General features: G+C 64.9%; 24 protein-coding genes (1 of these 24 running past the window's edge). 17 read left to right on the plus strand and 7 right to left on the minus strand.

What is annotated here, in order from left to right:
- Both BPRO_RS21135 and BPRO_RS21140 read right to left on the minus strand, forming a co-directional pair.
- Positions 1-1,376, minus strand: partial view of a xanthine dehydrogenase family protein molybdopterin-binding subunit gene (locus tag BPRO_RS21135; RefSeq protein WP_011485108.1) — the 5' portion only. Its footprint begins 943 nt before the window's first position; the window shows 1,376 of its 2,319 coding nt (coding positions 1-1,376); the start codon lies at positions 1,374-1,376; the stop codon falls past the left edge of the window.
- Positions 1,373-1,852, minus strand: coding sequence for a (2Fe-2S)-binding protein (locus BPRO_RS21140; RefSeq protein ID WP_041390115.1), 480 nt, complete (start codon positions 1,850-1,852; stop codon positions 1,373-1,375). The genes BPRO_RS21135 and BPRO_RS21140 overlap by 4 nt, the downstream gene beginning before the upstream one ends.
- A 148-nt stretch (positions 1,853-2,000) precedes the next feature.
- Here BPRO_RS21140 and BPRO_RS21145 point away from each other — a divergent pair, with 148 nt between their 5' ends.
- Positions 2,001-3,938 carry an ATP-binding cassette domain-containing protein gene (locus tag BPRO_RS21145; protein WP_041388993.1) on the plus strand — a complete coding sequence of 646 codons (1,938 nt, stop codon included), beginning with the start codon at positions 2,001-2,003 and terminating at the stop codon, positions 3,936-3,938.
- A 153-nt stretch (positions 3,939-4,091) separates the two neighbouring features.
- Positions 4,092-5,819 carry a phospholipase D family protein gene (locus BPRO_RS21150; RefSeq protein ID WP_011485111.1) on the plus strand — a complete coding sequence of 576 codons (1,728 nt, stop codon included), beginning with the start codon at positions 4,092-4,094 and terminating at the stop codon, positions 5,817-5,819.
- An 88-nt stretch (positions 5,820-5,907) separates the two neighbouring features.
- Here BPRO_RS21150 and BPRO_RS21155 read toward each other — a convergent pair whose 3' ends face one another.
- Positions 5,908-6,273: a cupin domain-containing protein gene (locus tag BPRO_RS21155; protein ID WP_011485112.1), complete on the minus strand. Its 366-nt coding sequence runs from the start codon at positions 6,271-6,273 to the stop codon at positions 5,908-5,910.
- 329 nt (positions 6,274-6,602) lie between these two features.
- The gene (locus BPRO_RS21165) at positions 6,603-8,099 is read right to left on the minus strand and encodes a PLP-dependent aminotransferase family protein (protein WP_011485114.1); all 1,497 of its coding nucleotides are present in this window, start codon (positions 8,097-8,099) and stop codon (positions 6,603-6,605) included.
- Between the two features lie 120 nt (positions 8,100-8,219).
- On the opposite strand from BPRO_RS21165, the gene BPRO_RS21170 reads away from it, so the two are divergent.
- From BPRO_RS21170 to BPRO_RS21235, 14 genes are all read left to right on the plus strand, one after another.
- Positions 8,220-8,831: a LysE family translocator gene (locus tag BPRO_RS21170; protein ID WP_011485115.1), complete on the plus strand. Its 612-nt coding sequence runs from the start codon at positions 8,220-8,222 to the stop codon at positions 8,829-8,831.
- Entirely contained in the window at positions 8,828-9,784 is a 957-nt protein-coding gene (locus BPRO_RS21175) for a DMT family transporter (RefSeq protein WP_011485116.1), read from the plus strand. The genes BPRO_RS21170 and BPRO_RS21175 overlap by 4 nt, the downstream gene beginning before the upstream one ends.
- Positions 9,784-10,116, plus strand: a complete 333-nt coding sequence (locus BPRO_RS21180) for an antibiotic biosynthesis monooxygenase family protein (RefSeq protein ID WP_011485117.1) — start codon at positions 9,784-9,786, stop codon at positions 10,114-10,116. Before BPRO_RS21175 ends, BPRO_RS21180 begins: the two co-directional genes overlap by 1 nt.
- Before the next feature lie 28 nt (positions 10,117-10,144).
- A complete protein-coding gene (locus BPRO_RS21185) occupies positions 10,145-10,474 on the plus strand; it encodes a DHCW motif cupin fold protein (protein WP_011485118.1) in 330 nt (109 codons plus the stop codon).
- 88 nt (positions 10,475-10,562) lie between these two features.
- Entirely contained in the window at positions 10,563-11,207 is a 645-nt protein-coding gene (locus BPRO_RS21190; protein ID WP_011485119.1) for a DJ-1/PfpI family protein, read from the plus strand.
- A gap of 18 nt (positions 11,208-11,225) precedes the next feature.
- Complete coding sequence (locus BPRO_RS21195) at positions 11,226-11,696, plus strand: DUF6196 family protein (RefSeq protein WP_011485120.1); 471 nt, start codon at positions 11,226-11,228, stop codon at positions 11,694-11,696.
- Positions 11,697-11,819: 123 nt separating this feature from the next.
- Positions 11,820-13,040, plus strand: a complete 1,221-nt coding sequence (locus BPRO_RS21200; protein ID WP_011485121.1) for a PLP-dependent aminotransferase family protein — start codon at positions 11,820-11,822, stop codon at positions 13,038-13,040.
- Positions 13,041-13,081: 41 nt separating this feature from the next.
- Positions 13,082-13,702 (plus strand): glutathione S-transferase family protein, encoded by a 621-nt coding sequence (locus tag BPRO_RS21205; protein WP_011485122.1) that lies wholly within the window; start codon positions 13,082-13,084, stop codon positions 13,700-13,702.
- Between the two features lie 22 nt (positions 13,703-13,724).
- A complete protein-coding gene (locus BPRO_RS21210; protein WP_011485123.1) occupies positions 13,725-14,720 on the plus strand; it encodes a PhzF family phenazine biosynthesis protein in 996 nt (331 codons plus the stop codon).
- A 3-nt stretch (positions 14,721-14,723) separates the two neighbouring features.
- The gene (locus BPRO_RS21215) at positions 14,724-15,440 is read left to right on the plus strand and encodes a VOC family protein (RefSeq protein WP_011485124.1); all 717 of its coding nucleotides are present in this window, start codon (positions 14,724-14,726) and stop codon (positions 15,438-15,440) included.
- 39 nt (positions 15,441-15,479) lie between these two features.
- Positions 15,480-16,118, plus strand: coding sequence for a LysE family translocator (locus BPRO_RS21220; RefSeq protein ID WP_011485125.1), 639 nt, complete (start codon positions 15,480-15,482; stop codon positions 16,116-16,118).
- Positions 16,119-16,176: 58 nt separating this feature from the next.
- Entirely contained in the window at positions 16,177-17,184 is a 1,008-nt protein-coding gene (locus BPRO_RS21225) for a threonine dehydratase (protein ID WP_011485126.1), read from the plus strand.
- Positions 17,185-17,245: 61 nt separating this feature from the next.
- The gene (locus tag BPRO_RS30555; protein ID WP_011485127.1) at positions 17,246-18,061 is read left to right on the plus strand and encodes a histidine phosphatase family protein; all 816 of its coding nucleotides are present in this window, start codon (positions 17,246-17,248) and stop codon (positions 18,059-18,061) included.
- Positions 18,062-18,150: 89 nt separating this feature from the next.
- On the plus strand, positions 18,151-19,317 hold the full coding sequence (locus BPRO_RS21235; RefSeq protein WP_157045843.1) for a hypothetical protein: 1,167 nt from the start codon (positions 18,151-18,153) through the stop codon (positions 19,315-19,317).
- A gap of 22 nt (positions 19,318-19,339) precedes the next feature.
- Here BPRO_RS21235 and BPRO_RS21240 read toward each other — a convergent pair whose 3' ends face one another.
- The 3 genes from BPRO_RS21240 to BPRO_RS21250 all read right to left on the minus strand — a co-directional run bounded on the left by BPRO_RS21240 (position 19,340) and on the right by BPRO_RS21250 (position 22,345).
- Positions 19,340-19,798 carry an Lrp/AsnC family transcriptional regulator gene (locus BPRO_RS21240; RefSeq protein ID WP_011485129.1) on the minus strand — a complete coding sequence of 153 codons (459 nt, stop codon included), beginning with the start codon at positions 19,796-19,798 and terminating at the stop codon, positions 19,340-19,342.
- A 247-nt stretch (positions 19,799-20,045) separates the two neighbouring features.
- Positions 20,046-21,077: an aldo/keto reductase gene (locus tag BPRO_RS21245; protein WP_011485130.1), complete on the minus strand. Its 1,032-nt coding sequence runs from the start codon at positions 21,075-21,077 to the stop codon at positions 20,046-20,048.
- Positions 21,078-21,127: 50 nt separating this feature from the next.
- Entirely contained in the window at positions 21,128-22,345 is a 1,218-nt protein-coding gene (locus BPRO_RS21250; protein ID WP_011485131.1) for an MFS transporter, read from the minus strand.
- A gap of 97 nt (positions 22,346-22,442) precedes the next feature.
- Here BPRO_RS21250 and BPRO_RS21255 point away from each other — a divergent pair, with 97 nt between their 5' ends.
- Positions 22,443-23,381 carry a LysR substrate-binding domain-containing protein gene (locus tag BPRO_RS21255; RefSeq protein ID WP_011485132.1) on the plus strand — a complete coding sequence of 313 codons (939 nt, stop codon included), beginning with the start codon at positions 22,443-22,445 and terminating at the stop codon, positions 23,379-23,381.
- Positions 23,382-23,405 lie beyond the last annotated feature (24 nt).

Consider the following 23,405-nt stretch of genomic DNA (forward strand, 5'->3'; position numbering starts at 1 on the left):
TGGGCTACAAAGTCCACCTCCAGCCGCCGCCCAAAGCCGCCGCCCAGCAAGGTGACGGTCAGTTTGACATCCTTCACCGCCACCCCCGCCACCCGCGCCGCCGCCGCCACAGCCATCTGCGGCACCTGTGTGGGTGCCCACAGCAGCACCTTGCCATCCACCACTTGCGCCGTGCAGTTCATGGGCTCCAGGGTCGCATGCGCCAGGTACGGCGCACGGTACAGCGCGTCGATCTTGCGTACAGCGCCCGCTTCGGCAGTTTCCACGGCGCCTGTTTCATAAAAGGTAAAGCCATCCGTGCGCGTCAGGACGGTTTCCAGCTCTTTTTCGATCAGCCGGCTGTCCAGCGCGCCGGCGGGGCGCTGCTGCCAGTCGACCTGCACGGCCAGCGCGCCCTGCTGGGCATGCCACCAGGTTTTACCCACCACGGCAAACCCGGCGGTGGAGCCGGCGTAGGCGGGCAGGCGCACCAGGCGTTCCACACCGGGAAGGCCCAGCGCGGCATGGGGGTTGATGGCGCCAGGCGAGCCTCCGAGCATGGGGCACAGGCGGACTGAGGCAAACACCATGCCGGGCAGGCGCACGTCCAGCCCGAACAGGGCGCTGCCGTTGACCTTTGCCGGCACGTCCTGGCGCGGGGCACTCTGGCCTATCAGTTTCCAGTCTTTGCGGTCCTTGAGCGTGACCTCACCCGGCGGGGTGGCGGCGGCAAACCTGGCCAACTCACCATAGTGCGCCGAAGGGCCCGACGGATGGGAGATGACGCCGTTGCTGACGCTGAGCTCGTCCACCGGCAGCTTCCAGTCCAGCGAAGCGGCCCCCAGCAGGCTGGCCCTCGCCGTCGCCGCGGCCATTCGCAGGACCTCCCAGGCATCGGCCACGCTGGACGACGCGCCGGTCGCATTGATGCCCAGCTCCCGGGCCAACTTGCCCACCAGCCATTCACTGACCCTGATTTTCACCGGCGGCACCTGGGGTACCCCCTCCTCAGAGTAGGCGTCCCGCTCCATCGGGTGAAAGGGCAAACTTGCGACCAGCATGGCCACATTGCCGTAAATGGTGTCGCTGCCCGCCTGCTCCAGGCTCACCCGGGCCAAGGGCACGTCCAGCTCTTCAGCTACCAGCATCGCGAGCGCGGTATGCACGCCCTGCCCCATCTCACTGCGCGGCATGGCCAACACCACCGACCCGTCGTCCAATATCTTGATCCAGCCATTCAGCGCCACCCCGGTGGATTCCTCCCGCCCGGCCCGCAGAGCCGCCGGCGAGTGCGAGCCGGCGCTGCCCAGCCGGGAACGCGGTGGCAACACGCTCCAGCCGATGACCAGCGCGCCCGCAGCCCCTGCCGCACTCAGCAGCCAGGCGCGTCTTTTCATGGGCCGGCCTTTTTCAAGCCACCATTGGCCGCGATGCCCGCCGCCCGCTTGATGGCCGCCCGGATCCTCTGGTACGTACCGCAGCGGCAGATATTGGTCATGGCCGCGTCAATGTCGGCATCGGTGGGTTTGGGCTTCCTGTCGAGCAGGGCGGCTGCTGCCATCAGCATGCCCGACTGGCAATAACCGCACTGGGGCACCTGCTCGGCGATCCAGGCCAGTTGCAGGGCATGGGGTTTGTCGGGCGTGCCCAGGGCTTCAATGGTTTGCACGCGTTTGCCCAGCACGGCCGACACAGGCGTCATACAGGACCGCACGGCCTGGCCATCCACCCGCACGGTGCAGGCACCGCAGGCCGCCACGCCGCAGCCAAACTTGGTACCGGTCAGGTTCAGCACATCCCGCAGCAGCCAGAGCAGTGGCATGCCGGGGTCGGCATCGAGCTGCACAGCGCGGCCGTTGAGGTCCAGCTTGATCGGTAACTCCACGCGGCGTCTCCTGAAAGTCCATCAAGGACAGGACCACTATAACGCGACGATGCGGTGGCCAGCCCTCGCCCACCAAAGCCCGGGAAGCCCCGACAAATCGCCGTCCTTGGCTCCGGCCGGATAATCCATGCCCTATATGGCACTAATTACCCTACTTGACGCCCAACTCGCTTTTGGGCACGTCGCACTGCTGGACCACGCAGATTTCGCTCTCGAGACCAACCAACGCATTGGCCTGATCGGCCGCAACGGCACAGGCAAGTCCTCCCTGCTCAAAATCCTGGCAGGCCTGGAGAAGCCCGACGACGGCACCCTGCAGCTGCAGCAAAACCTGCGCATTGCCTACGTGCCGCAGGAACCCAGCCTGGACCCGCACGCCACCGTATTTATAGCCGCCAGCGCGGGGCTGGCGCGGACCCGGCATGTGGTCGAGCAATACCTGGCGGCCGACGAGCACACCGATCTGGACGCCCTGCAATCCGAAATCGAGGCGCTGGACGGCTGGAACTGGGAGCAGCGCGTCGAGGAAACCCTACACCGCCTGCACCTGGACAAGGACGCCATCGTCGGCTCGCTGTCGGGCGGCACCAAAAAACGCGTGGCGCTGGCCCAGGCGCTGGTCGCCAAACCCGACGTCCTGCTGCTTGACGAGCCGACCAACCACCTGGACCTGGACTCGATCGCCTGGCTGGAGGAACTGCTGGTCAATTTCAACGGCAGCATCATCACCATCACCCATGACCGGGCCTTCCTGGACCAGGTCGCCACCGCCATCGTCGAGCTGGACCGCGGCAAGCTAACCAGCTACCCCGGCAACTTTGCCCAGTACCTGGTGCAAAAGGAAGAGCAGATGGCTCAGGAAGCCGTCATCAACGCCAAGGCCGACAAACTGCTGGCGCAGGAAGAGGTATGGATCCGCAAGGGCGTGGAAGCGCGCCGCACCCGCAGCGTGGCCCGCATCGGCCGGCTGGAAGCCTTGCGTGACAACCGCGCGGCCCGGCGCGATGCCGTCGGCCGCGTCAATCTGGATGTTTCCAGCGGCGAGAAAAGCGGCAAGATCGTGGCCGAGCTCACCGATGTGTCGAAAAGCTTTGGTCACCCCGGCTCGGAAAAAATCATCGTCAACCGCTTCACCGGCACGCTGCTGCGCGGCGACAAGGTCGGCCTGCTCGGGCCCAACGGTGCCGGCAAAACCACGCTGCTCAAGCTCATCCTGGGCGAGCTGCAGCCCGACGTGACCACGCCACCCGGCAAGATCCGCCAGGGTGCCAACCTGCAGGTGGCCTATTTCGACCAGATGCGCGACAGCCTGGACCTGGACGCGACGCTGGAAGACTTCATCAGCCCGGGCAGCGAGTGGGTCGAGATCAATGGCCAGAAAAAGCACGTCAAGAGCTACCTGACCGACTTCCTGTTCTCGCCCGCGCGCGCCAACTCGCCGGTGCGCACCCTCTCGGGCGGCGAGCGCAACCGCCTGCTGCTGGCGCGCCTGTTTGCGCGGCCCGCCAATGTGCTGGTGCTGGACGAGCCCACCAACGACCTGGACATCGACACCCTGGAGCTGCTGGAAGACCTGCTGCAAAACTACGAAGGCACGGTCTTCCTGGTCAGCCACGACAGGCGCTTCCTCGACAACGTGGTCACCAGCACCATTGCCTACGAAGGCACGCCCGAGAACCCGGGCTTCTGGCGCGAGTACGAAGGCGGCGTGACGGACTGGATTACCCAGTCGAAGCGGGCTGCCCAAATCAGCGGCAGCAAAGCCACGGCTACGGCCACAGCCGCGGCCTCCAGCCCCAAAAACACCGGCAAAAGCAGCGTTGAGCCAAAGAAGGACGCAGCAGCATCGCCATCCAAAAAGAAGCTGAGCTACAAGGAGCAGCGAGAGCTGGAGGGCCTGCCAGCGCTGATCCAGCAGCTCGAGTCGCAGCAAAAGGCCATTGAGCAGGAGCTTTATGACGGCACGCTGTACACGCGCGACGCCAAACGGGCGGCCGAACTCAACGCGCGCAACAGCAAGATCGAGGAAGAATTGATGGCGGCACTGCAGCGCTGGGAAGCCTTGTCTTCCTGATTTTGCTGATTTTGCTGACTTTGTCCTCCTGGCCTGTCCTCCTCATCGCTTCCTGCAGGAGCGGACAAGCCGGGCGCCTACAGAAAGTGTAGACAGAAACCGGGGCGCCGCGGGCTCTCAAATCCCCCGGCCTGCGCTAAAGTGGTTTGCATCATGCCCACCGCCGCCGCATCCAGCCGAGCAGGCCCCGCCTTCTCCCGGGCCTTTTTTGGAGCCCGTTTATCAGGCGGCGCACGGTGGGCCTGCGCGCTGCTGTTGAGTTGCGGGATCAGCGGCTGCGCGTCGCTGCCCACCGAGGTCGACAGGCCGGTCTCGCACGCCCTCGCCACCCCCACGGAAACCGCGCTAGGCCGGGCTGTCGAAGCCTGGGCCGCCAAGGCCGGCACCCGCAACGATTCCGGATTTGCGCTGGTGGGCAGCGCCGAGCTGGCCTTTACCAGCCGCATGGCGCTGATCCAGGCGGCGCAAAAAACGCTGGACATCCAGTACTACGCCATCTTTGCCGACGACACCACCCAGCGCATGTTTGAGGCGCTGCGCGAAGCCGCCAACCGGGGCGTGCGCATCCGCATCCTGCTGGATGACTTCAACACCTCCGGCAAGAACGCCCAGGTCCTGAAGCTGGCCTTTGAGAAAAACATCGAACTGCGCCTGTTCAACCCCTTGCCCGGCGGCCGCAGCTCGTTGTTTTTCCGGATCTTGAGCAACCTCAAGGACGTGGACCGCATCCAGCGGCGCATGCACAACAAGATTTTCATCGCCGACAACGCCGTGGCGATCACCGGAGGCCGCAACCTGGGCGAGACCTATTTCGGCCAGAGCGAAAACACCAACTTTGTCGATATCGACATCCTGGCCGCCGGCCGCATCGCACGCGACCTGTCACGCAGCTTCGACCGATACTGGAACAACCCGCAAGCCTACCCGGTGCAGTCGCTGATGACCGCGAAGGAAATCGAGGCCCTCAAGCCACAGGCCAGCAACGCGGTAGCCTCCCCCGGCGCCCTGCCCTCCAACCCGGATAAAACCACGGTGGCGTCCGGCACTCCGACCGCCGCCGCAGGCAGCGTCAATCCAACCACCACAGAGCGCGTCGTCACTTCACCCGGCGGCGCCACCACCACCCTGCCCGCGCTGCCGGAATCAACGAATTTAAGCCAGCTCACCTGGACCTGGGCGCCCTCGGTGATGCTGGTGGACAAACCGTCCAAAATCGCCGCAGATGCCGACAGCACCGAGGAGTCGCAGGACACGGCCGTGGACGGCCTGCTGCAACTCATGTCGCAGGCCAAAACCGACCTGCTGATCGTCACGTCCTACTTTGTGCCGGGCCCTCGCATGATGGAACAGCTGGCCGCCATCCGCCAAAAAGGCGTCCGCATCCGCGTGCTGACCAACTCGCTGGCGTCCAACGACGCACCGGCCGCGCACGTCGGTTATGCCCGCTACCGCAAGGCGCTGCTCGGCATGGGCATTGAACTGTATGAAATGCGCGCCGAGCAGGAAGGCTCCATCACCAGCTTCGGCTCATCCGGGGGCTCCACCGGCGGCTCGCGCGCCAGCCTGCATGCCAAAGTGGTGGTGATGGACGATCGCCTGCTGGTGGTTGGCTCGATGAACCTGGACCTGCGCTCCAAGCTGCAAAACAGCGAAGTTGCCATCATCATCCGCAGCCGCGCGTTGTCGCAGGATGCCACGCGCCTGATCGAGCCCGCACTGGCGCGCAGCGCCTACCGGGTGGAACTGGTGGACGGCCAACTCGTCTGGCGCGCGCCGCAAGGCTCCCAGCTGAAGGATTCGACCACCGAACCGGATGCCAGCCTGGGCCTGAAGCTGATGCTCAAGCTGATCGGGCCGTTTGCACCGGAGGAGATGCTCTGAAGAACCGTTGAAGAACCGAAGTGCGCCGTTTTTTGATGAATTCGGCTGGGGCCGGTTTTCGCTTTCGACCCCCAAGCCCGGCAGGTTCCTAGACATGCACGACCGCGAGGACGGCCGGCTGGTTGCCGAGCACGCGGCTGCAATGACCCATGCCGGTGGTGTCTTCCAGCAGCAACGCACTGCCGGGCGCAATTTTTTGCTGCTCACCGTCGCCTGCCTCGAACTCCATTTCCCCCGACAGCACGATGATCCACATGCGCAGGGGCGAGGGATGCAAGTCTCCGATCCATCCCGCGGGCAAGTGCAGGAATCCATAGCGTGACGCTGTTTCCAGGGGCGAAACGCTGAACGGCGGCGCGAACTCGCGCGGCGCCATCTCGACGTCAAGCGGCGCAAAGTGCGAGACACCGTCGTCGTCGGTGTAAAGGCACCGGAAATTGAGAGTGGTCGACATGTTTTACCTCCTTTGCCGCTTAACGCCTTAACTTCGCCTTGAATTTCGTTCACTGCACCAGGTAGCGTTCCATGCAGGCTTCATTCCAGTTGATGCCGCTGCCCGGTGCGTCCGAAGCACCAGCATGGCCTTTTTCGATTCGCAGCGGGTCTGCTGCGGGCTCCGCATTGGCATCGGCACACTGACTGCGCGAACACGCAGCTCGCGAATGGTGCGGCCGGGGTGAGAAGTCATGGGTGTCTTCCCTGCAGGAGCACAGCGCCTCCACCAGGCTGAATTTTCCTGCAGTTATAAACCGCCCCACGCCAGGGCGCAACCCGCCGCATGGATTACTTCATGCCATCCCGCAAGCGCGCAAACACCTTCCAGAATGCCGCCTCCTGCGTGGTGGCGAAGTTGATGCGCATCAGGGTGCTGGGCTTGCGCACCGCATGGAACAGCGCGCCGGGGGCGATCAGGTAGCCCTCGTCGAGCATGCGCTGCGCCAGCGCGTCGGTGTCTACCCCGGTATCAACCCAGCCAAACAGGCCGGCCGGCTCGGCCGCAAAGGTGCAGCCGTGCGCCAGCGCGAGCTTGACGCTGCGCGCGCGCGCCTGGTCGAGCCGGGTGCGTATGCGTTCGGCGTGGCGCCGCAGCTGGCCCTGGTCTATGCACCAGGCCAGCGCTTTCTCAAGCAGGGCGGGCGTGGTCAGCGTCGCCAGCAGCTTGGTGTCGAGCAGGCGTTCGACGAGATCGGGCGGTGCGGCCATGAAGCCGACGCGCCAGCCGGGGGCGAGGATTTTGGCAAAGCCGCTGACGTAAATCGTGCGCTGCAGGCCGTCGAGGGCGCACAGCCGGGTGGCGTGCTCGGGCGCCAGGTGGCTGTAGGTGTCGTCTTCGGCAATGTGAAAGTTGTGCTGGTTGGCCAGTTGCAGCACACGGTGAGCGCTGCCGGGCGTGAGGCAGTAGCCGGTGGGGTTGTGGAACACGCTGACGCTGACAAACAGTTTGGGCTGGTGGATTTCACAGTACTGCGCCATCACCTCCAGGTCAGGCCCGTCGGCGCGGCGCGGCACCGGCAGAATGCGCATGCCCAAGGCATCGAGCCGGGCAAACTCCACGGCCCAGCCGGGTTCTTCGACCATCACGCAGTCGCCGGCGCGCAGCAGGGTGCGGCTCACAATATCCAGCGCATGGGTGGCGCCGACGGTGGTGATGATCTGCTCGGGCACGGCATGCACATTGAGCGCGCTCAACTTCTGCGACAGCGCCCGGCGCAGGCCGCTGTCGCCCATGGGTTCGCCATATTGCAGCGAGAAATCCCGCAGCGCGCTGACGCTGGTGACCTTGCGCACCGCCGCCGGCATGAAGGTGGTTTCCAGCCAGTCCGGCGGAAACACGCCCATGCCGGGCTGCGGCTTGTTGCTGATCTTGTGAAACATGCCGCGAATCAGCGCGGTGGCGTCCACGGGCGCCTGGCGCGTGGCCATCCAGGTGGCGGTGCTCCAGCTGTTCAGCGGGGCCGGCTCTTCGGCTGCGGGTGCGGCGCCCGTCGCGGTCGCCATGGTTTTTACGGCTGACGGCGCTTTATGAACGGTGGCCAGCGCCGCATTGAGCGATGCATCACGGACAAAAAAGCCGCGATTCTTGCGCGCCACCACCAGCCCCTGCGCCAGCAGCTGGTCATAGGCGGCCACCACCGTGGACGCGCTCACACCCTGCTGTTCAGCACACAGCCGCACCGACGGCAGGCGCGCGCCGGGTGCCAGCAGGCGGCTGCGAATGCGCTCGGCAAAGCGTGCGCTGAGCTGTTCCGTCAGGGATTGCGAAGCGGTTTTCATCAACATGGCGTGGCCTTGATGGGTCAGTGTGGGGTAAGTGTGCCGACAAGATGAACAATACAGTTTTGCGATTTGTACCCCCAACTGTATTGGTAGTGTGCTGGCTTCAACTATAAAGTCTGAGTCATGAATTGGCAAGAATTTATGGCTTTACTGGTACTGGCCACGGCGATGAGCTTTTCGCCGGGGCCCAACACCACGCTGTCCACGGCGCTGGCGGCCAACCACGGCCTGAAGCGCGCGCTGCCTTTTGTCTGCGCCGTGCCGGTCGGCTGGGGCGCGCTGCTCAGCCTGTGTGCGCTGGGCCTGGGCGCGCTGCTGCTGGCGGTGCCGCTGCTGGGCTGGACCGTCAAGGTCATCGGCGTGGCCTATTTGCTGTGGCTGGCCTCAAAAATTGCCCGCTCTCGCCAGCTCGGCAAAGCCGACGCGGCCCGCATGAATGTCACTTTCTGGCAGGGCGCGGCGCTGCAGTTTGTCAACATCAAGGCCTGGATGCTGGCGCTGGCGATTGTCAGCGGATGGATCGCCGGGCGCAGCGACCCCGCATTGCGCATGGCCGTGGTGCTGCCGGTGATGCTGGCCTTTGCCTTTGTCAGCAACCTGGCTTATGCGCTGGCGGGTTCCCTGCTGCGTGACTGGCTGTCCGGGCCTGAAGGCACGGCCCGCCGGCTGCTCTGGTTTAACCGCGCCATGGCGCTGGTACTCGTGATCACCGCCATCTGGATGCTCTATCTATGAACCGGGACGCCCACATCAACAAAGGGCTCTGGCTCGGCCTGCTGGGCATCGTGATTTTTTCGATCACGCTGCCGATGACGCGGCTGGCGGTGGGCACGCCCGACGCGCCGCAAATGTCGGGTGTCTTTATTGCGCTGGGCCGCGCCGTGGTCGCGGCGGGCCTGTCAGCCGTGTTTTTGCTGGCCACGCGCGCGCCCTTTCCCCGGCGCGAGGACTGGTGGCCGCTGGCCATCACCGCGGGCGGCGTGGTGTTCGGCTTCCCGCTGTTCACCTCCATCGCCATGCGCCACGTGGAGGCTGTGCATGCCAGTGTGATCGTGGGTGTGCTGCCGCTGGCCACCGCGGCGGTGGGCGCCTTGCTGCACCGCCAGCGCCCGTCCGCTGGCTTCTGGCTGTGCGCCGCCCTGGGCAGCGCCCTGGTGGTGGCGTTTGCCATGCTGCGTTCGGGCAGCGGGGCCAGCGGCCTGTCCATCAACATGGCCGACCTGTTGCTGCTGGCCGCCATGCTGTGCGCCGCCGTCGGCTACGGCTATGGTGCCAGGCTGTCGCAACACATGCAGGCCGAGCACGTGATCTGCTGGGCGCTGGTGCTGGCCTTGCCGCTCACCCTGCCGCTGGCCGTTGCCAGTTGGCCCGCCGGGCCGATCAAGGCTTCCGCATGGTGGGGCTTTGCGTATGTGGCGGTATTTTCGATGTGGCTGGGCTTTTTTGCCTGGTACCGCGGCCTGGCGCTGGGTGGCACGGTACGCGTGAGCCAGGTGCAGCTGGTGCAGCCGTTTTTGTCGATGCTGTTCGCCGTGCCGCTGCTCGGCGAGCGCCTGGACGCCGTGACGGTGGGCTTTGGCCTGGCGGTGATTGCCACGGTGTTTGTCGGCAAGAAAATGCCGGTGCACCAAGCCGCGCGCGCGCCAATGGCCGGCCCAGGCCCGCTGTTGAACACCCGGGAGCAGTGATGTATTCAGCCGCCTTCATCTTTGAACCCGGTACCTACGACGAGCGATTCCACGCCCTGGACGCACTGATCGAGCAGGCCGCCCACGCAACCCCCGGTTACCTGGGCGCGGAGTCCTGGAAGTCGCCGGACGGCACGAAGATCAACGCCACCTACTTCTGGGAGACCCAGGAGTCGCTCCGTGCTTTCTCGTTGCACCCCAAGCACCTGGAAGCCAAACGCCAGTACACCCAGTGGTACAGGGGCTTCCATATTGTCATCTCGGAGGTGCTGCGCTCGTATGGCGATGGCACGATTGCGCACATCACGCCCAACCAGAGAAAGCCGGCATGAGCAGTTCCATCACTTACGCGCAGGCAACATGAACATCAGCAACATCCCCTTTGGCACAACCGACTGGTCCGCGGTGGCGCGCACCGAACACCCGGGCATCACCGGCAAGGCGTTCTGGCGCACGCAGCACTTCGGTGACGTTCGCGTTCGCATGGTCGAGTACACCGCCGGCTATGTGTCCGACCACTGGTGCAGCAAAGGGCATATCCTGTTGTGCCTGGAAGGTGAATTGCACACCGAACTGGCAGACGGCAGGCAGCATGTGTTGCTGCCCGGCATGAGTTATCAGGTGGCCGACAACGCCGAGGCGCACCGCTCAACGGCGCCGGATGGCGCCAAACTGTTTATCGTGGACTGACTCGATGAAACCCTCTTTCGTTCAAACGTTTGCGCGCCTTTTGTAAGCGAATCACGCTTCTTTTTCAACCAGAACCGGGGCCATACTCATGCACATAGCCATCCTGACATTCGACGGGTTCAACGAGCTGGACTCATTGATTGCCTATGGAATGCTGAGCCGCATTTCATTATTGGGTGATGCCGACTGGAAGGTAAGCATTTCCAGTCCGACTGCGCGGGTGACATCGATGAACGGGTTAACCATCGATGCTCACATTGGCCTGAAAGAAGCCAACCAGGCCGATGCCGTATTAATAGGCAGCGGCATGAAAACGCGTGAAGTCGCCAACGACCCGTCCATCCTCGGTCAGCTGCAGCTCAACCCGCAAAGGCAACTCATCGCAGCGCAGTGTTCCGGAACATTTTTGCTCGCAAAGCTGGGCCTCATCGGCCAAACCCCGGCGTGCACAGACTCAAGCAGCAAGCCCTGGGTACAAGCTGCCGGGGTCAAGATTTTGAACCAGGCTTTTTTTGCGGATGGCAACCTGGCAACCGCTGGGGGCTGCTTGTCTGCTCAATACATTTCTGCCTGGATGATTGCCCGATTACGGGGGGCTGCCGAAGCCAGGGAGGTGCTGCACTATTTTGCCCCGGTAGGTGAAAAAGACGAGTACGTGGCGCGGGCACTTTCACATATCAACGCGAATTTACCGGAACAGCCGGTAGCGCCGGAAACTGCCAGCGCATCGTGAGCTTGCCGGATCAAGCTGATGGACATTACGCCGGAGACTCCCGAACAAGCACGCCAACGGCTTTTGCGCGTGATGGCACATGCGCGCGTGGACGTACTGCCTTGTGACTACACATTTGCCGAATTTCCTGTGGCGCAGTTTCCCGCGGACCTGGCATCAAGCCTCGCCAGCAATGCGCTGGCCCTGGTGCGCGACCAGGCCGTATGGAGTGCCTTGGTTCCCGCGTCTGCTCAAACGAAAGCAGAAGACTGCTACACGGTGGTGTGCTTCCATTTCGCCCCCAATATCCCCAACAGCGGCTTTGTAGGTTGGCTCGCCAGCGAGTTCAAGCGCCAGCTGGGTACGGGCGTGTTTGTCGTCTGCGGGCATAACTCGGCCGATGGCGGGGTGTTTGACTACTGGGGAATCCCCAACAGCGTGGCCCGGCAAGCCACCAGCCTGATCCACGCCATGCAATCACAGGGACAGGGGCAAGGGGGCGCAGAATGAAAGCGCCGATTCACCATGCCCTGGCGTGCCTGCCGGCCGCCGGTGCGCCGCACCATGCTGACAACTTTGCAGAAGATTTTTTGACCAGGGCTGTCTTTTACGGCCCGCAAGGAGGAGAGTGAAATGGAATGGACCCAAGCGCACCGCGCCCAAAAAATGAACCCCTCGGTGATCCGCGAGATTCTCAAGGTCACCGAGAAACCCGGCATCATCAGCTTTGCCGGCGGGCTGCCTTCGCCCAAGACCTTTCCGGTCGCCGCCTTTCGCGAGGCCTGCGACAAGGTGCTGCGTGAAGACGGCCATGCCGCGCTGCAGTACGCGGCCAGCGAAGGCTACGCCCCGCTGCGCGAGATGGTCGCGGCCATGTTGCCCTGGGATGTCGATCCGGCGCAGGTGCTGATCACCACCGGCTCGCAGCAGGGCCTGGATTTGATCGCCAAAATCCTGATCGATGCGGGCAGCCGCGTGCTGGTGGAAACGCCCACCTACCTGGGCGCGCTGCAGGCTTTCACGCCCATGGAACCCGACATCGTCAGCGTGGCCAGCGACGACGAAGGCGTGGACCTTGCCGATCTCGAACGCAAGGCGGCCGGCGCCCGTTTCTTCTATGTGCTGCCCAATTTCCAGAACCCGACCGGCCGCACCATGACCGAAGAACGCCGTGCGGCGCTGAGCGCTGAAGCCGCGCGCCTGGGTCTGCCCATCGTGGAAGACAACCCCTATGGCGATCTCTGGTTTGACAACCCGCCGCCGCTGCCGCTGACGGCACGCAACCCCGAGGGCTGTGTCTACCTCGGTTCGTTTTCCAAGGTGCTGGCGCCGGGGCTGCGGCTGGGCTTCATGGTGGCGCCCAAGGCGCTCTACCCCAAGCTGCTGCAGGCCAAGCAGGCCGCCGACCTGCACAGCCCGGGTTTTAACCAGCGCATGGTGGCTGAAGTCATGAAGGGCGGCTTTCTGGACCGCCATGTGCCGACCATACGGGCGCTCTACAAGTCGCAGCGCGATGCCATGCTGGCCGCGATGCAGCGCGAAATGCCCGAAGGCGTCACCTGGAACACGCCGGCGGGTGGCATGTTCCTGTGGGCGCGCCTGCCCCAGGGCATGAATGCGGTGGACCTGTTGCCCCATGCCGTGGAGCGGGGTGTGGCCTTCGTACCCGGCGCTGCGTTTTATGCGGACACGGCGGACGCGCGTACCCTGCGCCTGTCGTTTGTCACGGCAAGCGTGGAGCAGATCAATATCGGCATCGCCGCACTGGCCGCCGCGATTCGCGAGCTGCAGGCACCTGCCGCGCCGGCGGCTTCACAGGCCGCGACGAATCAGGCACTGGCAGCCAGCCTTTAAACCGTCCAAAATTCGTCAACACTTCAGGAAAGACATCCAGCATGCTGCATATCTGGGGACGCATCAGCTCCATCAATGTCAAGAAAGTCGTCTGGACCGCGCAGGAGCTCGGGCTGAACTTTCAGCGCACCGATGCCGGCGGCCTGTTCGGCATCGTCAAGACGCCCGAGTATGTGCGGCTGAATCCCAATTCCACGGTGCCCGTGATCGAGGACGACGACTTCGTGCTGTGGGAGTCCAATGTGATCGTGCGTTACCTGTGCGCCAAACATTCGGCGGGCCAGATGTACCCCACCGACCTGCGTGCGCGTTTTGACGCCGAGCGCTGGATGGACTGGCAGCAAACCACGCTGAACCCGGCCAGCCGCCCCGGCTTCTGGCAGCTGATCCGCACGCCGGCGGAGCAACGCAATGCGGCGGTGATTGCCGAGTCGAACGCCGCGGTCGAATCCCTGATGGCGACGCTGGACCGGCACCTCGCACAGCGCACCTACATGGCCGGCGAGCATTTTTCCATGGCCGACATTCCCCTGGCCTGCGAAGTGCACCGCTGGTTCGGCCTGCCGCAGCCGCGCCAGAGCCGGCCGAACCTCGAGCGCTGGTATGCGGGCATCCGCGCCCGGCAAGCCAGCAAGGGCGTGCTGGACCTGGCGCTGTCCTGACACCTTCAAACGGACCCACACCATGAAAACCAGACCCTTTCAACAAGTCGATGTGTTCACCGCGGTGCCTTATTTCGGCAACCCGCTGGCCGTGGTGCTCAACGCAAGCGGCCTCGATGACGAGGCGATGCAGCGCTTTGCCCGCTGGACGAACTTGTCGGAGACCACCTTCGTGCAACCGCCAGCCAACCCGTCGGCCGACTACCGGGTGCGCATCTTCACGCCCGGCGGCGAGCTGCCCTTTGCCGGCCATCCCACGCTGGGCAGCTGCCACAGCTGGCTGCAGGCGGGCGGACAGCCGCGCAACCCGGACTTCATCGTGCAGGAATGCAAGATTGGCCTGGTGAAAATCCGGCGCGAAGGCGCGCGTCTGGCCTTCGCAGCGCCGCCCCTCAAGCGCTCCGCGCCCAGCCCGGCACTGCTGGCCCAGGTCGCAGCCGCCCTCGGCGTGAAAGCGCCGCAGATTCTTGCCGCGCAGCTGCTCGACAACGGGCCGGTCTGGCTCGGCCTGCTGCTGGACAGCCCGGAAACCGTGCTGCAGCTCACGCCCAACCATCTGGAGCTTGAAAAGCTGGACGCCAAGGTTGGCGTGGCGGCCGTCTACCAACCCGAGGAAACGCCGTCGCTGATCGCCCGTGCCAACCGCGAAGCGCAGGCTTTTGTTGCCCCCACGCTTGCCACTGCGTGTGCTGCGCTGCCCCCCGAGGGGGCTGAACTTGCTCGGGGCGGCCCTTCGCTGCGTTCGATGGCCTCCATGACGGCCAGCGCCGAGCCGGACCTGGAAGTGCGCGCCTTTGTCGCCTCCATCGGCATCAACGAAGACCCGGTGACCGGCAGCCTCAATGCCGGCCTGGCGCAGTGGCTGATCGCGGAAGGGCATGTGCCCGAGCGCTATCTGGCCGCGCAAGGGGTGTGCCTGGGCCGCGCGGGACAGGTTCATATCGAGCGCGATGCCTCAGGGCAGGTGTGGGTCGGCGGTGAATCGGTGACCTGCATCACCGGCCAGGTCATGCTGTAGACCATGAAAATCGCGGCCCACGCCTCCCAGCCCCTGGCGTCGCAGGTCGACCACCTGGTGGTGGTGGCGGCCAGCTTGGCCGAAGGCGTGCAGTGGTGCGAAGCCTCGTTGGGCATCACGCCCGGGCCGGGCGGCGAGCATGCGCTGATGGGAACGCACAACCGCCTCTTCACCGTGGCCTCACCGGCCTATCCGCAGTCCTACCTCGAAATCATGGCCATCCACGCAGACGCCCCCTGCGCCCGCACTTCGGGTGCCAAGCGCTGGTTTGATCTGGACGACCGGGAGCTGCAGCTGCAGCTGGCCAAGCACGGGCCGCAACTGGCGCACTTTGTCGCGAGCACGACGCAGGCACAGGCCGGCGTGCGGGCGCTGGCCCGCCTGGGCCTGGACCGGGGGGAGGTGCTGCAAGCCTCGCGCATGACCCCGCAGGGCTTGCTGGACTGGAGAATCACCGTGCGCCAAGACGGCCAGCGGTTGTTCTATGGAGCGCTGCCGACGCTGATCCAGTGGGGCGCGGTCCACCCGACGCATCACATGGCCGCCTCGGGCGTCACGCTGCAGTCGCTGCAGGCCAGCCACCCGCGGCCCGACGCGCTGCGCGCAGGCTACCAGGCCATCGGGCTCACTGGCGTGGAGATCGTGCAGGGCTCCCCCAATCTCATCGCCACGCTGCAAACGCCGCGGGGTGTCGTCACGCTGGAGTCCAGGGGTATTTAAAGCGTCGCAAGAGTAAAGAGAAAGAGAAAAAGGAACACCATGTTGACAATTCAGGAACTCGCCTGGTTTGCACTTGCTGCGCTCGTGCTGGTGCTCACGCCCGGGCCGAACATGATTTATTGCATTTCGCGCACCCTGTGTCAGGGCCGCAGTGCCGGGCTCATTTCGCTGGGCGGCGTCGTGCTGGGTTTTGTGGTCCACCTGCTGGCCGCTTCATTCGGCCTGACGGCCCTGCTGCTGGCCGTTCCGCTGGCCTTTGACACCATCAAGCTGGCCGGCGCGATGTATCTGCTGTGGCTGGCCTGGCAGGCGGTCAAGCCGGGTGGATTGGCGCCGTTCGAGACGCACGAATTGCCGCACGATCCGCCGCACAGGCTGTTCCTCATGGGCTTCATGACCAATCTGCTCAACCCGAAGGTGGCCATGTTTTACCTGTCTTTCTTCCCGCAGTTTCTGCATCCGGAACGCGGCGAACTGCTGCTGCAAAGCCTGAGCCTGGGCACCGTGCAAATCGGCATCAGCACCGGCGTCAACACGGTGCTCGTCTGCTTCGCGGCCGGGATGGCCGGCTTCCTGAACCGCAACCGCCGCTGGATGCGCGTGCAGCGTTATGTGATGGGTAGCGTGCTGGGCTTGCTGGCGCTACGCCTGCTGTCCGAGAAGCGGGCTGCGGCATGAGCCGCCGGGCCGCTCCCAAGGCGAAAGGCACCGCAGCGCGCAGTGCGGAGGTCAAGCAATGAGCACCACGCTGCACGGCACGCCCACGGTCACCCCGCGGGCCGATGGCCTTCCTTCGCTGCGCGCCATCGAAGAGGCGGCCGGCGTGGTCTACCGGGAGTTCCAGGCCACGCCGCAATACCGCTGGGGCCTGTCCAGCCAGCGGCTGGGCACCGACTGCTGGATCAAGCACGAGAACCACACGCCGGTTGGCGCCTTCAAGATCCGCGGCGGCCTCACCTACTTTGACGCCCTGAAAAAAAGCGGCACGCTCCCCCTCGAGGTCATCAGCGCCACACGGGGCAACCACGGCCAGAGCATAGGCTGGGCCGCCCGCGCCCATGGTGTGGCCTGCACCATCGTCGTTCCGCACGGCAATTCGATCGAGAAGAATGCAGCCATGCGTGCGCTCGGCGTGACGCTGATCGAGCACGGCCAGGACTTCCAGGAGAGCCGCGAATTTGCCATCCAGCTGGCCGCCGAACGCGGCGCCCACATGGTGCCCAGCTTTCACGCTGACCTGCTGCGCGGCGTGGCTACCAGCTGGTGGGAATTCATGCAGGCCGTGCCGCAGCTGGACGTGGTGTACGTGCCGATTGGCCAGGGCTCCGGGGCCTGCTCGGCCATTGCCGCCAAACTGGCGCTCGGACGTAAGCTGCGCATCGTCGGCGTGGTGAGCGCGCATGCCACCACCTACGCCGATTCCCTGGCGGCAGGCCGCGTGGTCGAGGCACCGGTGACAACCCGGCTGGCCGACGGCATGGCCTGTCGTATCGCGGACCCTGCGGCGCTCGAACTCATGGCGCCCCATATCGACCACCTGGTGCAGGTCACCGATGACGAGGTCGCGCAGGCGATGCGCGATCTGTATGCGGACACGCACAACGTGGCCGAAGGGGCAGGCGCGGCCAGCTTTGCCGCCGCCATGCAGGAGCGCAGCGAGCTCAAGGGACAGGTGGTCGGCACCACGCTGTGCGGCAGCAATGTGGACAGCACCACGCTGGCCAGCGTACTCGGGGCCTGCTGACGCCCGCCCTGTCGTCGCACTTGGGACAGGCTGCGGCGCCCGCCTGGCCTAAATTCACGCCATGGGAACCCTTTACCTCGTGCGCCATGGCCAGGCCTCGTTTGGCGCCGATGACTACGATGTACTCAGTGCGATGGGGCACCAGCAAAGCGTGCGCCTGGGGGAATACTTCCAGCACAGGGGCGTGACCTTCGACGCCGCACTGACCGGCACCCTGAATCGCCAGATCCGGACCCTGGCCGGCATCTGCCAGGGCATGGGCGTGGAGTTTGCAGTACCAGATGAAGCCGAACGGAATTCAGTGATCGAACGTGGGAGCTCTTCATCCCAGCAGGGGCCGCGGGACTGGCTTTGCCAGACCGCAGGCGCAGCGGCCCCCTCGGGGGGCAGCGCATTACACGCAGTGAAAAGCGTGGGGGCCCATATCCTCTGGCCCGGCCTGAACGAGTACGATAGCCATGCGGTGATTGAAACCATTCACCCGCACAAGCTCGAAAAGCCGACATCGCCCGAGATGTACCGCAACCACTTCCGCCTGCTGCGCGACGGCCTGGCCCAGTGGATGGCCGGCGTGGTCAGCCCCCGGGGCATGCCCAGCTACACCGACTTTGTCGCTGGCGTGACCAGCGCGCTGGACCACGTCCGGAAAAATTTCGACGGCAATGTGCTGCTGATCTCCAGTGGCGGCCCGATCGCGACCGCGGTGGGCCATGTGCTGGGCACCAGCCCGGAAACGACGATAGAGCTGAACCTGCGTATCCGCAACTGCTCGGTCACCGAGTTCGCCTTCACGCCCAAGCGTCACATGCTGGTGACCTACAACACGCTGCCACACCTGGACGGGCCCGAGTACGCGGAATGGGTCACCTACGCCTGAGTCTGCACAACCGTCGGCATCAGCGGCGGGCAAGCGGTGTTTTCCCGATCTTGCCGAATCTGCCGCCAGCCCGGATACTCTGCGCCAGCATGCGCGCCGACCCTCATCTGTCACCCCATCCCGAACCCTTGCCCGGCGGTATCCGCCTCCACACCGACACCGAAGCGGCGCTGACAGCAGCCAGCCGCGTCGTGCAGCAGCAGCTCGTGCAGCTTGGCCTGCAAGGCTATGTCGACCAGGCGCCGGCGCGCCCCTTGCCGGACGGCAAGGGCATTGAACAGAGCTTTCATCTGCGGTCCGAGCTGGCCGACCGCTGGGCGCCGGGCCTGGACACGACCGGCCTGAACCAGCACCTGCAACGCGATACCGGGCAGCGCGACGACGATCTGGACCGGGAGATCCTGCTGGCCATGCTGCTGAGCCCGGTGGGATTTTCGTTTCCCAGCCATGCCGAGCTGGCATCGGCGGTGCGCATTCGCCGCAACATCGTGCTGGCCGCGCGCAAGACGGCGCTGGCGTTTCACACCACCGAGGCCGAGCGGCCGCACGACTGCTGGACCTACGCCGAGGGTCGGGGCTTCACCGTGCGGCCGGGCCACGCACTGATTCCGGCGCTGCAAAAGGCCACGCAACCGGACACCTCGGGCAAGCTGTACTCCTTTTCGTGCTACCGGGCCACCGAATACGTGATCCTGCTGGCGATTGCGCAGGAGCTCGAGCACAGCAACCCGGCCCTGCTGCACCGCCTGCAGCAGCAGTGGGAGCGCCGCGCCATCATGTCGGGCCAGTTCCATGACGTGTTCCTGCGCGAATACGGCTCCATGGAGGCGCCGCTGCCGCCCCGGTATTACGTGCCGGGCGACCGCCTGTGGTTTCGCAACCCGGACCCACACTCATCCGATGTGACGGGCTATGAAGGCTCCTGGGTGTTTTATCTGGGCGGCGGGCTGTTTACCAATTTCTGGAAACGGGAGCAGCCCTACACCTTGACGGCCAAATGCCTGGAGCTGTTCCATTGGCGCCATGCCACCTACACGGATGCAGCCGGCGAGTTGAAAATCGACGAAAGCATTGTCGAAGCCCGTGTGCAAGACTCGCTGGCCGACGCGGCCCAGGCGGCGCACATCCTGGAGTTGATGCTGCGCCTGCGGGAGCCCAAGGGGGTGTACCAGTCGGGCGGCTGCATTGACACTTCGCGCGAGTACCCGCGCTGGGTCTGTCCGGGAACGACCGACCTGGTATTGCCGCCCGCCTGAACGGTGGCATCGGTCAACCAGGTCAGCGCGGCAACAGCGGCAGGTCGGCCTTTTTCAGGGTGCGCAGCACAAAACTGGACTTGCTGTGGCGTATGCCCTTGATCTTGTAGAGGCGCTCGCGCAGCAGGCGCTCGTAGTCCTTGGTGTCGTGCACGGCAATGCGCAGCAGGTAGTCGTATTCGCCGGACACCAGATACGCCTCGATCACCTCGGGAATCGCCGCCAGGGTTTCGCCGAACTTTTCCAGCGTGTTGTCGGAGTGGCTGTCCAGCGTGACCTGCACCATCACCGTGTCGCCCAGGCCCAGCGCCTGCGCATTGAGCCGCACGGTGTAGCCCTCGATGACACCGGCTTCCTCCATTTTCTTGATGCGGCCCCAGCAGGGTGAGGGGCTCAGGCCAACGGCGTGGCCGATGTCTTGCAGGCTGGTCCGCGAATCCGCCTGCAAAATCTGAAGGATTTTCCGATCAAATATATCCATGCAGATAATTTATCTTATTTTTTATTATTTGCAGATTTTTTAATTGAATTTAAACAAAATTGCAGCAAATCAAGAAAATTCTTCGGTGACCCATGACCGATACTTGTCTGACACTGCAGCCCCGCTTACCGGCCCGGCCGGCAGTACAAGCCCTCAAGCTGGTTACCGCCGGTTTGGGGGCTTGCCTTTTTGAGGTATTGCACCACCTCTATCAGCAGACGGCGGGCATGGCGGCCGGACTTCTTCGCTATACCGCCACCGGGCTGCGCTCAGCAAACTGCCCGTTCCAGTACGGGTAGTAGGGATAGGGCGGCGTCACGGCGCTGGCCGCGTCGAGCCGCGCGACCTGCTCGGTCGTGAGTTGCCAGCCGAGCGCGCCAAGGTTCTGCATCAGTTGCTCCTCGTCGCGCGCACCGATCAGCACACTTGCGACGGTGGGCCGCTGCAGCAGCCAGTTGAGCGCAATCTGCGGCAGCGTCTTGCCGGTCTCCAGCGCGACCTCGTCCATCGCATCGACCACGCGGTACAGGCGCTCGTCATCGACCGGCGGCGCGAAGCCGGCCGTATCGTGCAAGCGACTGCCCGCAGGCAGTGGCTGGCCGCGCCGGATTTTTCCGGTCAGGCGGCCCCAGCCGAGCGGACTCCAGACAATCGCGCCCACGCCCTGGTCGATGCCGAGCGGCATCAGCTCCCACTCGTAGTCGCGGCCGATCAGCGAGTAGTAGGTCTGGTTCGCAACGTAACGCTGCAGCCCCAAACGGTCTGCGGCAGCCAGCGATTTCATCAGTTGCCAGCCGGAGAAGTTCGAGAGGCCGATGTAACGTACCTTGCCTGCGCGCACCAGGTCGTCGAGCGTGCCGAGCACCTGCTCCACCGGCGTCATCGCATCGAAGGCATGCAGCTGCAAGATGTCGATGTAGTCCGTGTCCAGCCGCTGCAGCGCCGCGTTCGTGGCCGCTATCAGGTGATGGCGCGAGGAGCCGACGTCGTTCGGCCCCTCGCCGATGCGCAGCGAGAGCTTGGTCGAGACGATGGCCTTGTCGCGCCGGCCCTTCAGCGCGGCGCCGAGGATGGATTCGGAAGCCCCGTTCGAATACACGTCAGCCGTGTCGAACAGGTTGACGCCTGCGTCCAGGCAGATGTCGATGATCCGGCGCGCGCCGGCCACGTCGGTGTTGCCCCAGGCGCTGAAGAGCGGGCCCTGGCCGCCAAAGGTGCCGGTGCCGAAGCCGAGGGCTGGCACCTTGAAGCCGGAGTTGCCGAGATAGCGGTGTTCCATGTTGAAGTCCTTGTGTAGCGTGAAACTGAATAGGAAAGGGAAAAGATCGCTCAGGCGCGCACGGCGGCACCTTCAGGCGGGGCAGCGCGCATATCGAGTGCTCGGCTCCACAGGGCGATTGCCAGGCCCAGCAGCGTGAGCAGCGCCGCCACCCAGCCCAGGGCGCCGAGGCCTGGGCCGTGGGCTATCACCACGCCGCCAACCCAGGCGCCGAGCGCGTTGCCGAGGTTGAAGGCCGCGATGTTCAGGCTCGACGCCAGGTTTTGCCCTGCACCGGTGGCCTGCTCCAGCACGCGCAGTTGCAACGGCGCGACGGTGGCAAAGGATGCAACCCCGAGCAAGGTGACGAAGATGACCGCCGTCACCGGCGTCTGGATCACCAGGTGCATCACGCCGAGCACGGCGGCCAGCGCCAGCAGCGTGCCCAGCACGGCCGGCATGAGCGACCGGTCGGCCAGCTTGCCGCCCAGCAGGTTCCCGACGGCGAGACCCGCGCCGAAGAGCAGCAAAACCGGCGACACCGCCGCGTCGGGCAAGCCCGTGACCTGGGTGAGCAAGGGCTGGATGTAGGTGAACACCACGAACAGGCCGGCGAAGCCGAGCACCGTCATCGCGAGCCCGAGCCACACCTGTGGCCGGGCCAGCACCGCGAGTTCGTCGCGCAGCGGTGCCGGGTGCGCATCGGCCTGGCCGCGCGGCACGAAGACCGCGAGCGCCGCGAACGCGACCACGCCGATCAGCGCCACCGCCCAGAACGCCGCGCGCCAACCGAAGTGCAGGCCCAACCAGGCGCCGGCCGGCACGCCCAGCATCGTCGCAACCGTAAGGCCGGTGAACATGATCGCGATCGCCGAGGCGCGCCGCTCCGGCGGCACCAGGCCCGTGGCCACCACCGAACCGACACCAAAAAAGGTGCCGTGCGCCAATGAGGTAACCACGCGCGCAGCCATCAGCATCTCGTAGTTCGGCGCCAGCGCGCAGGCAAGGTTACCTAGCGTGAAGATCGCCATCAGCGCCAGCAGCACGGTCTTGCGCGGCACCCGGCGCGTGGCGATGGTGAGCAGCGGCGCGCCGACGGCCACGCCCAGCGCATAGCCCGAAATCAGCAGGCCAGCCGAGGCAATCGACACCCCGAGGTCGCTTGAGACCTGCATCAGCAGGCCCATGATGACGAATTCGGTGGTACCTATGCCAAAGGCACCGGCGGTCAGGGCAAGAAGGGCAATCGGCAAGGAGGCAGGCATGACGGCACGCGGGAAAATTGACATGCCTTGTAGTGTGCGGACGCGGCACCATCTTGACTAGAATGACCAGATGAATATCACTCATGAATTGAATTCATGAATATCAGAGGAAAATTCCGCCATGCCCCGCATTGACGTCAACCGTTCCGGCGACATGGAAGCTTTTGTGCAGGTGGTGGAACGCGGCGGGTTTTCTGCAGCGGCGCAAACCCTTTGCATGACACCTTCCGCTGTCAGCAAACTCATCACCCGGCTGGAAGCGCGCCTGGGCACCCGGCTGCTGAACCGCTCGACCCGCAAGCTGCAAATAACGCCCGAAGGCACGACGTTTTACGAACACAGCACACGCGTGCTGGCCGACATGGATGAAGCCGAGCGCAGTGCCGCCGCCAGTGCCGCGCCGCGCGGGCGCGTCAGCGTGAACGCCAGCATGCCGACGGGCCACCACCTGCTGCTACCGCTGGTACCGGCCTTTCACGCACGTTTTCCCGACATCTTGCTCGACATCAGCCTGACCGACCGCGTGGTGGACCTGCTGGACGAGCGCGCCGATGTGGCGATTCGCTGGGGCGCCCTGGCGTCTTCACAACTGGTGGCGCGGCGCCTGGGCGACACGGCGCAGGTCATCGTCGGCGCGCCGGCTTACCTGGCGCGCCACGGCACACCGCAAACAATGCAAGAGCTGGCAGCACACCAGCGCCTGGGCCACAACTACAAGCGCAACGCACCTTACTGGCCGTTGCGCGTGAACGGGCAACTGCAGCAGCTGCCGATTGCCGGCTATGCGCGCGTGAGCGACGGCGAGGCGCTACGGCATCTGGCACTGGCCGGGGCCGGGCTGGCCCGCATGTCGGTGTTTCACATTCAGGCCGATATCAAGGCCGGCCGGCTGGTGCCTGTGGCCGAACACTTGAACCCCGGCGAGCGCGAACCAATTCATGCCGTGTTCTTGGGCAAAGGTGGCAGGCTGCCGGCGCGGGTCCGGGTGTTTCTGGACTTCCTGGTAGCCGCGGTGACGCAAGAGGTGCTGGATGCCGGCGGTTTGATGGGGCAAGGCTGAGCCTCAAGCATTAGACTATTTCCC

It is taken from the genome of Polaromonas sp. JS666, assembly GCF_000013865.1.
Taxonomy (GTDB): domain Bacteria; phylum Pseudomonadota; class Gammaproteobacteria; order Burkholderiales; family Burkholderiaceae_C; genus Polaromonas.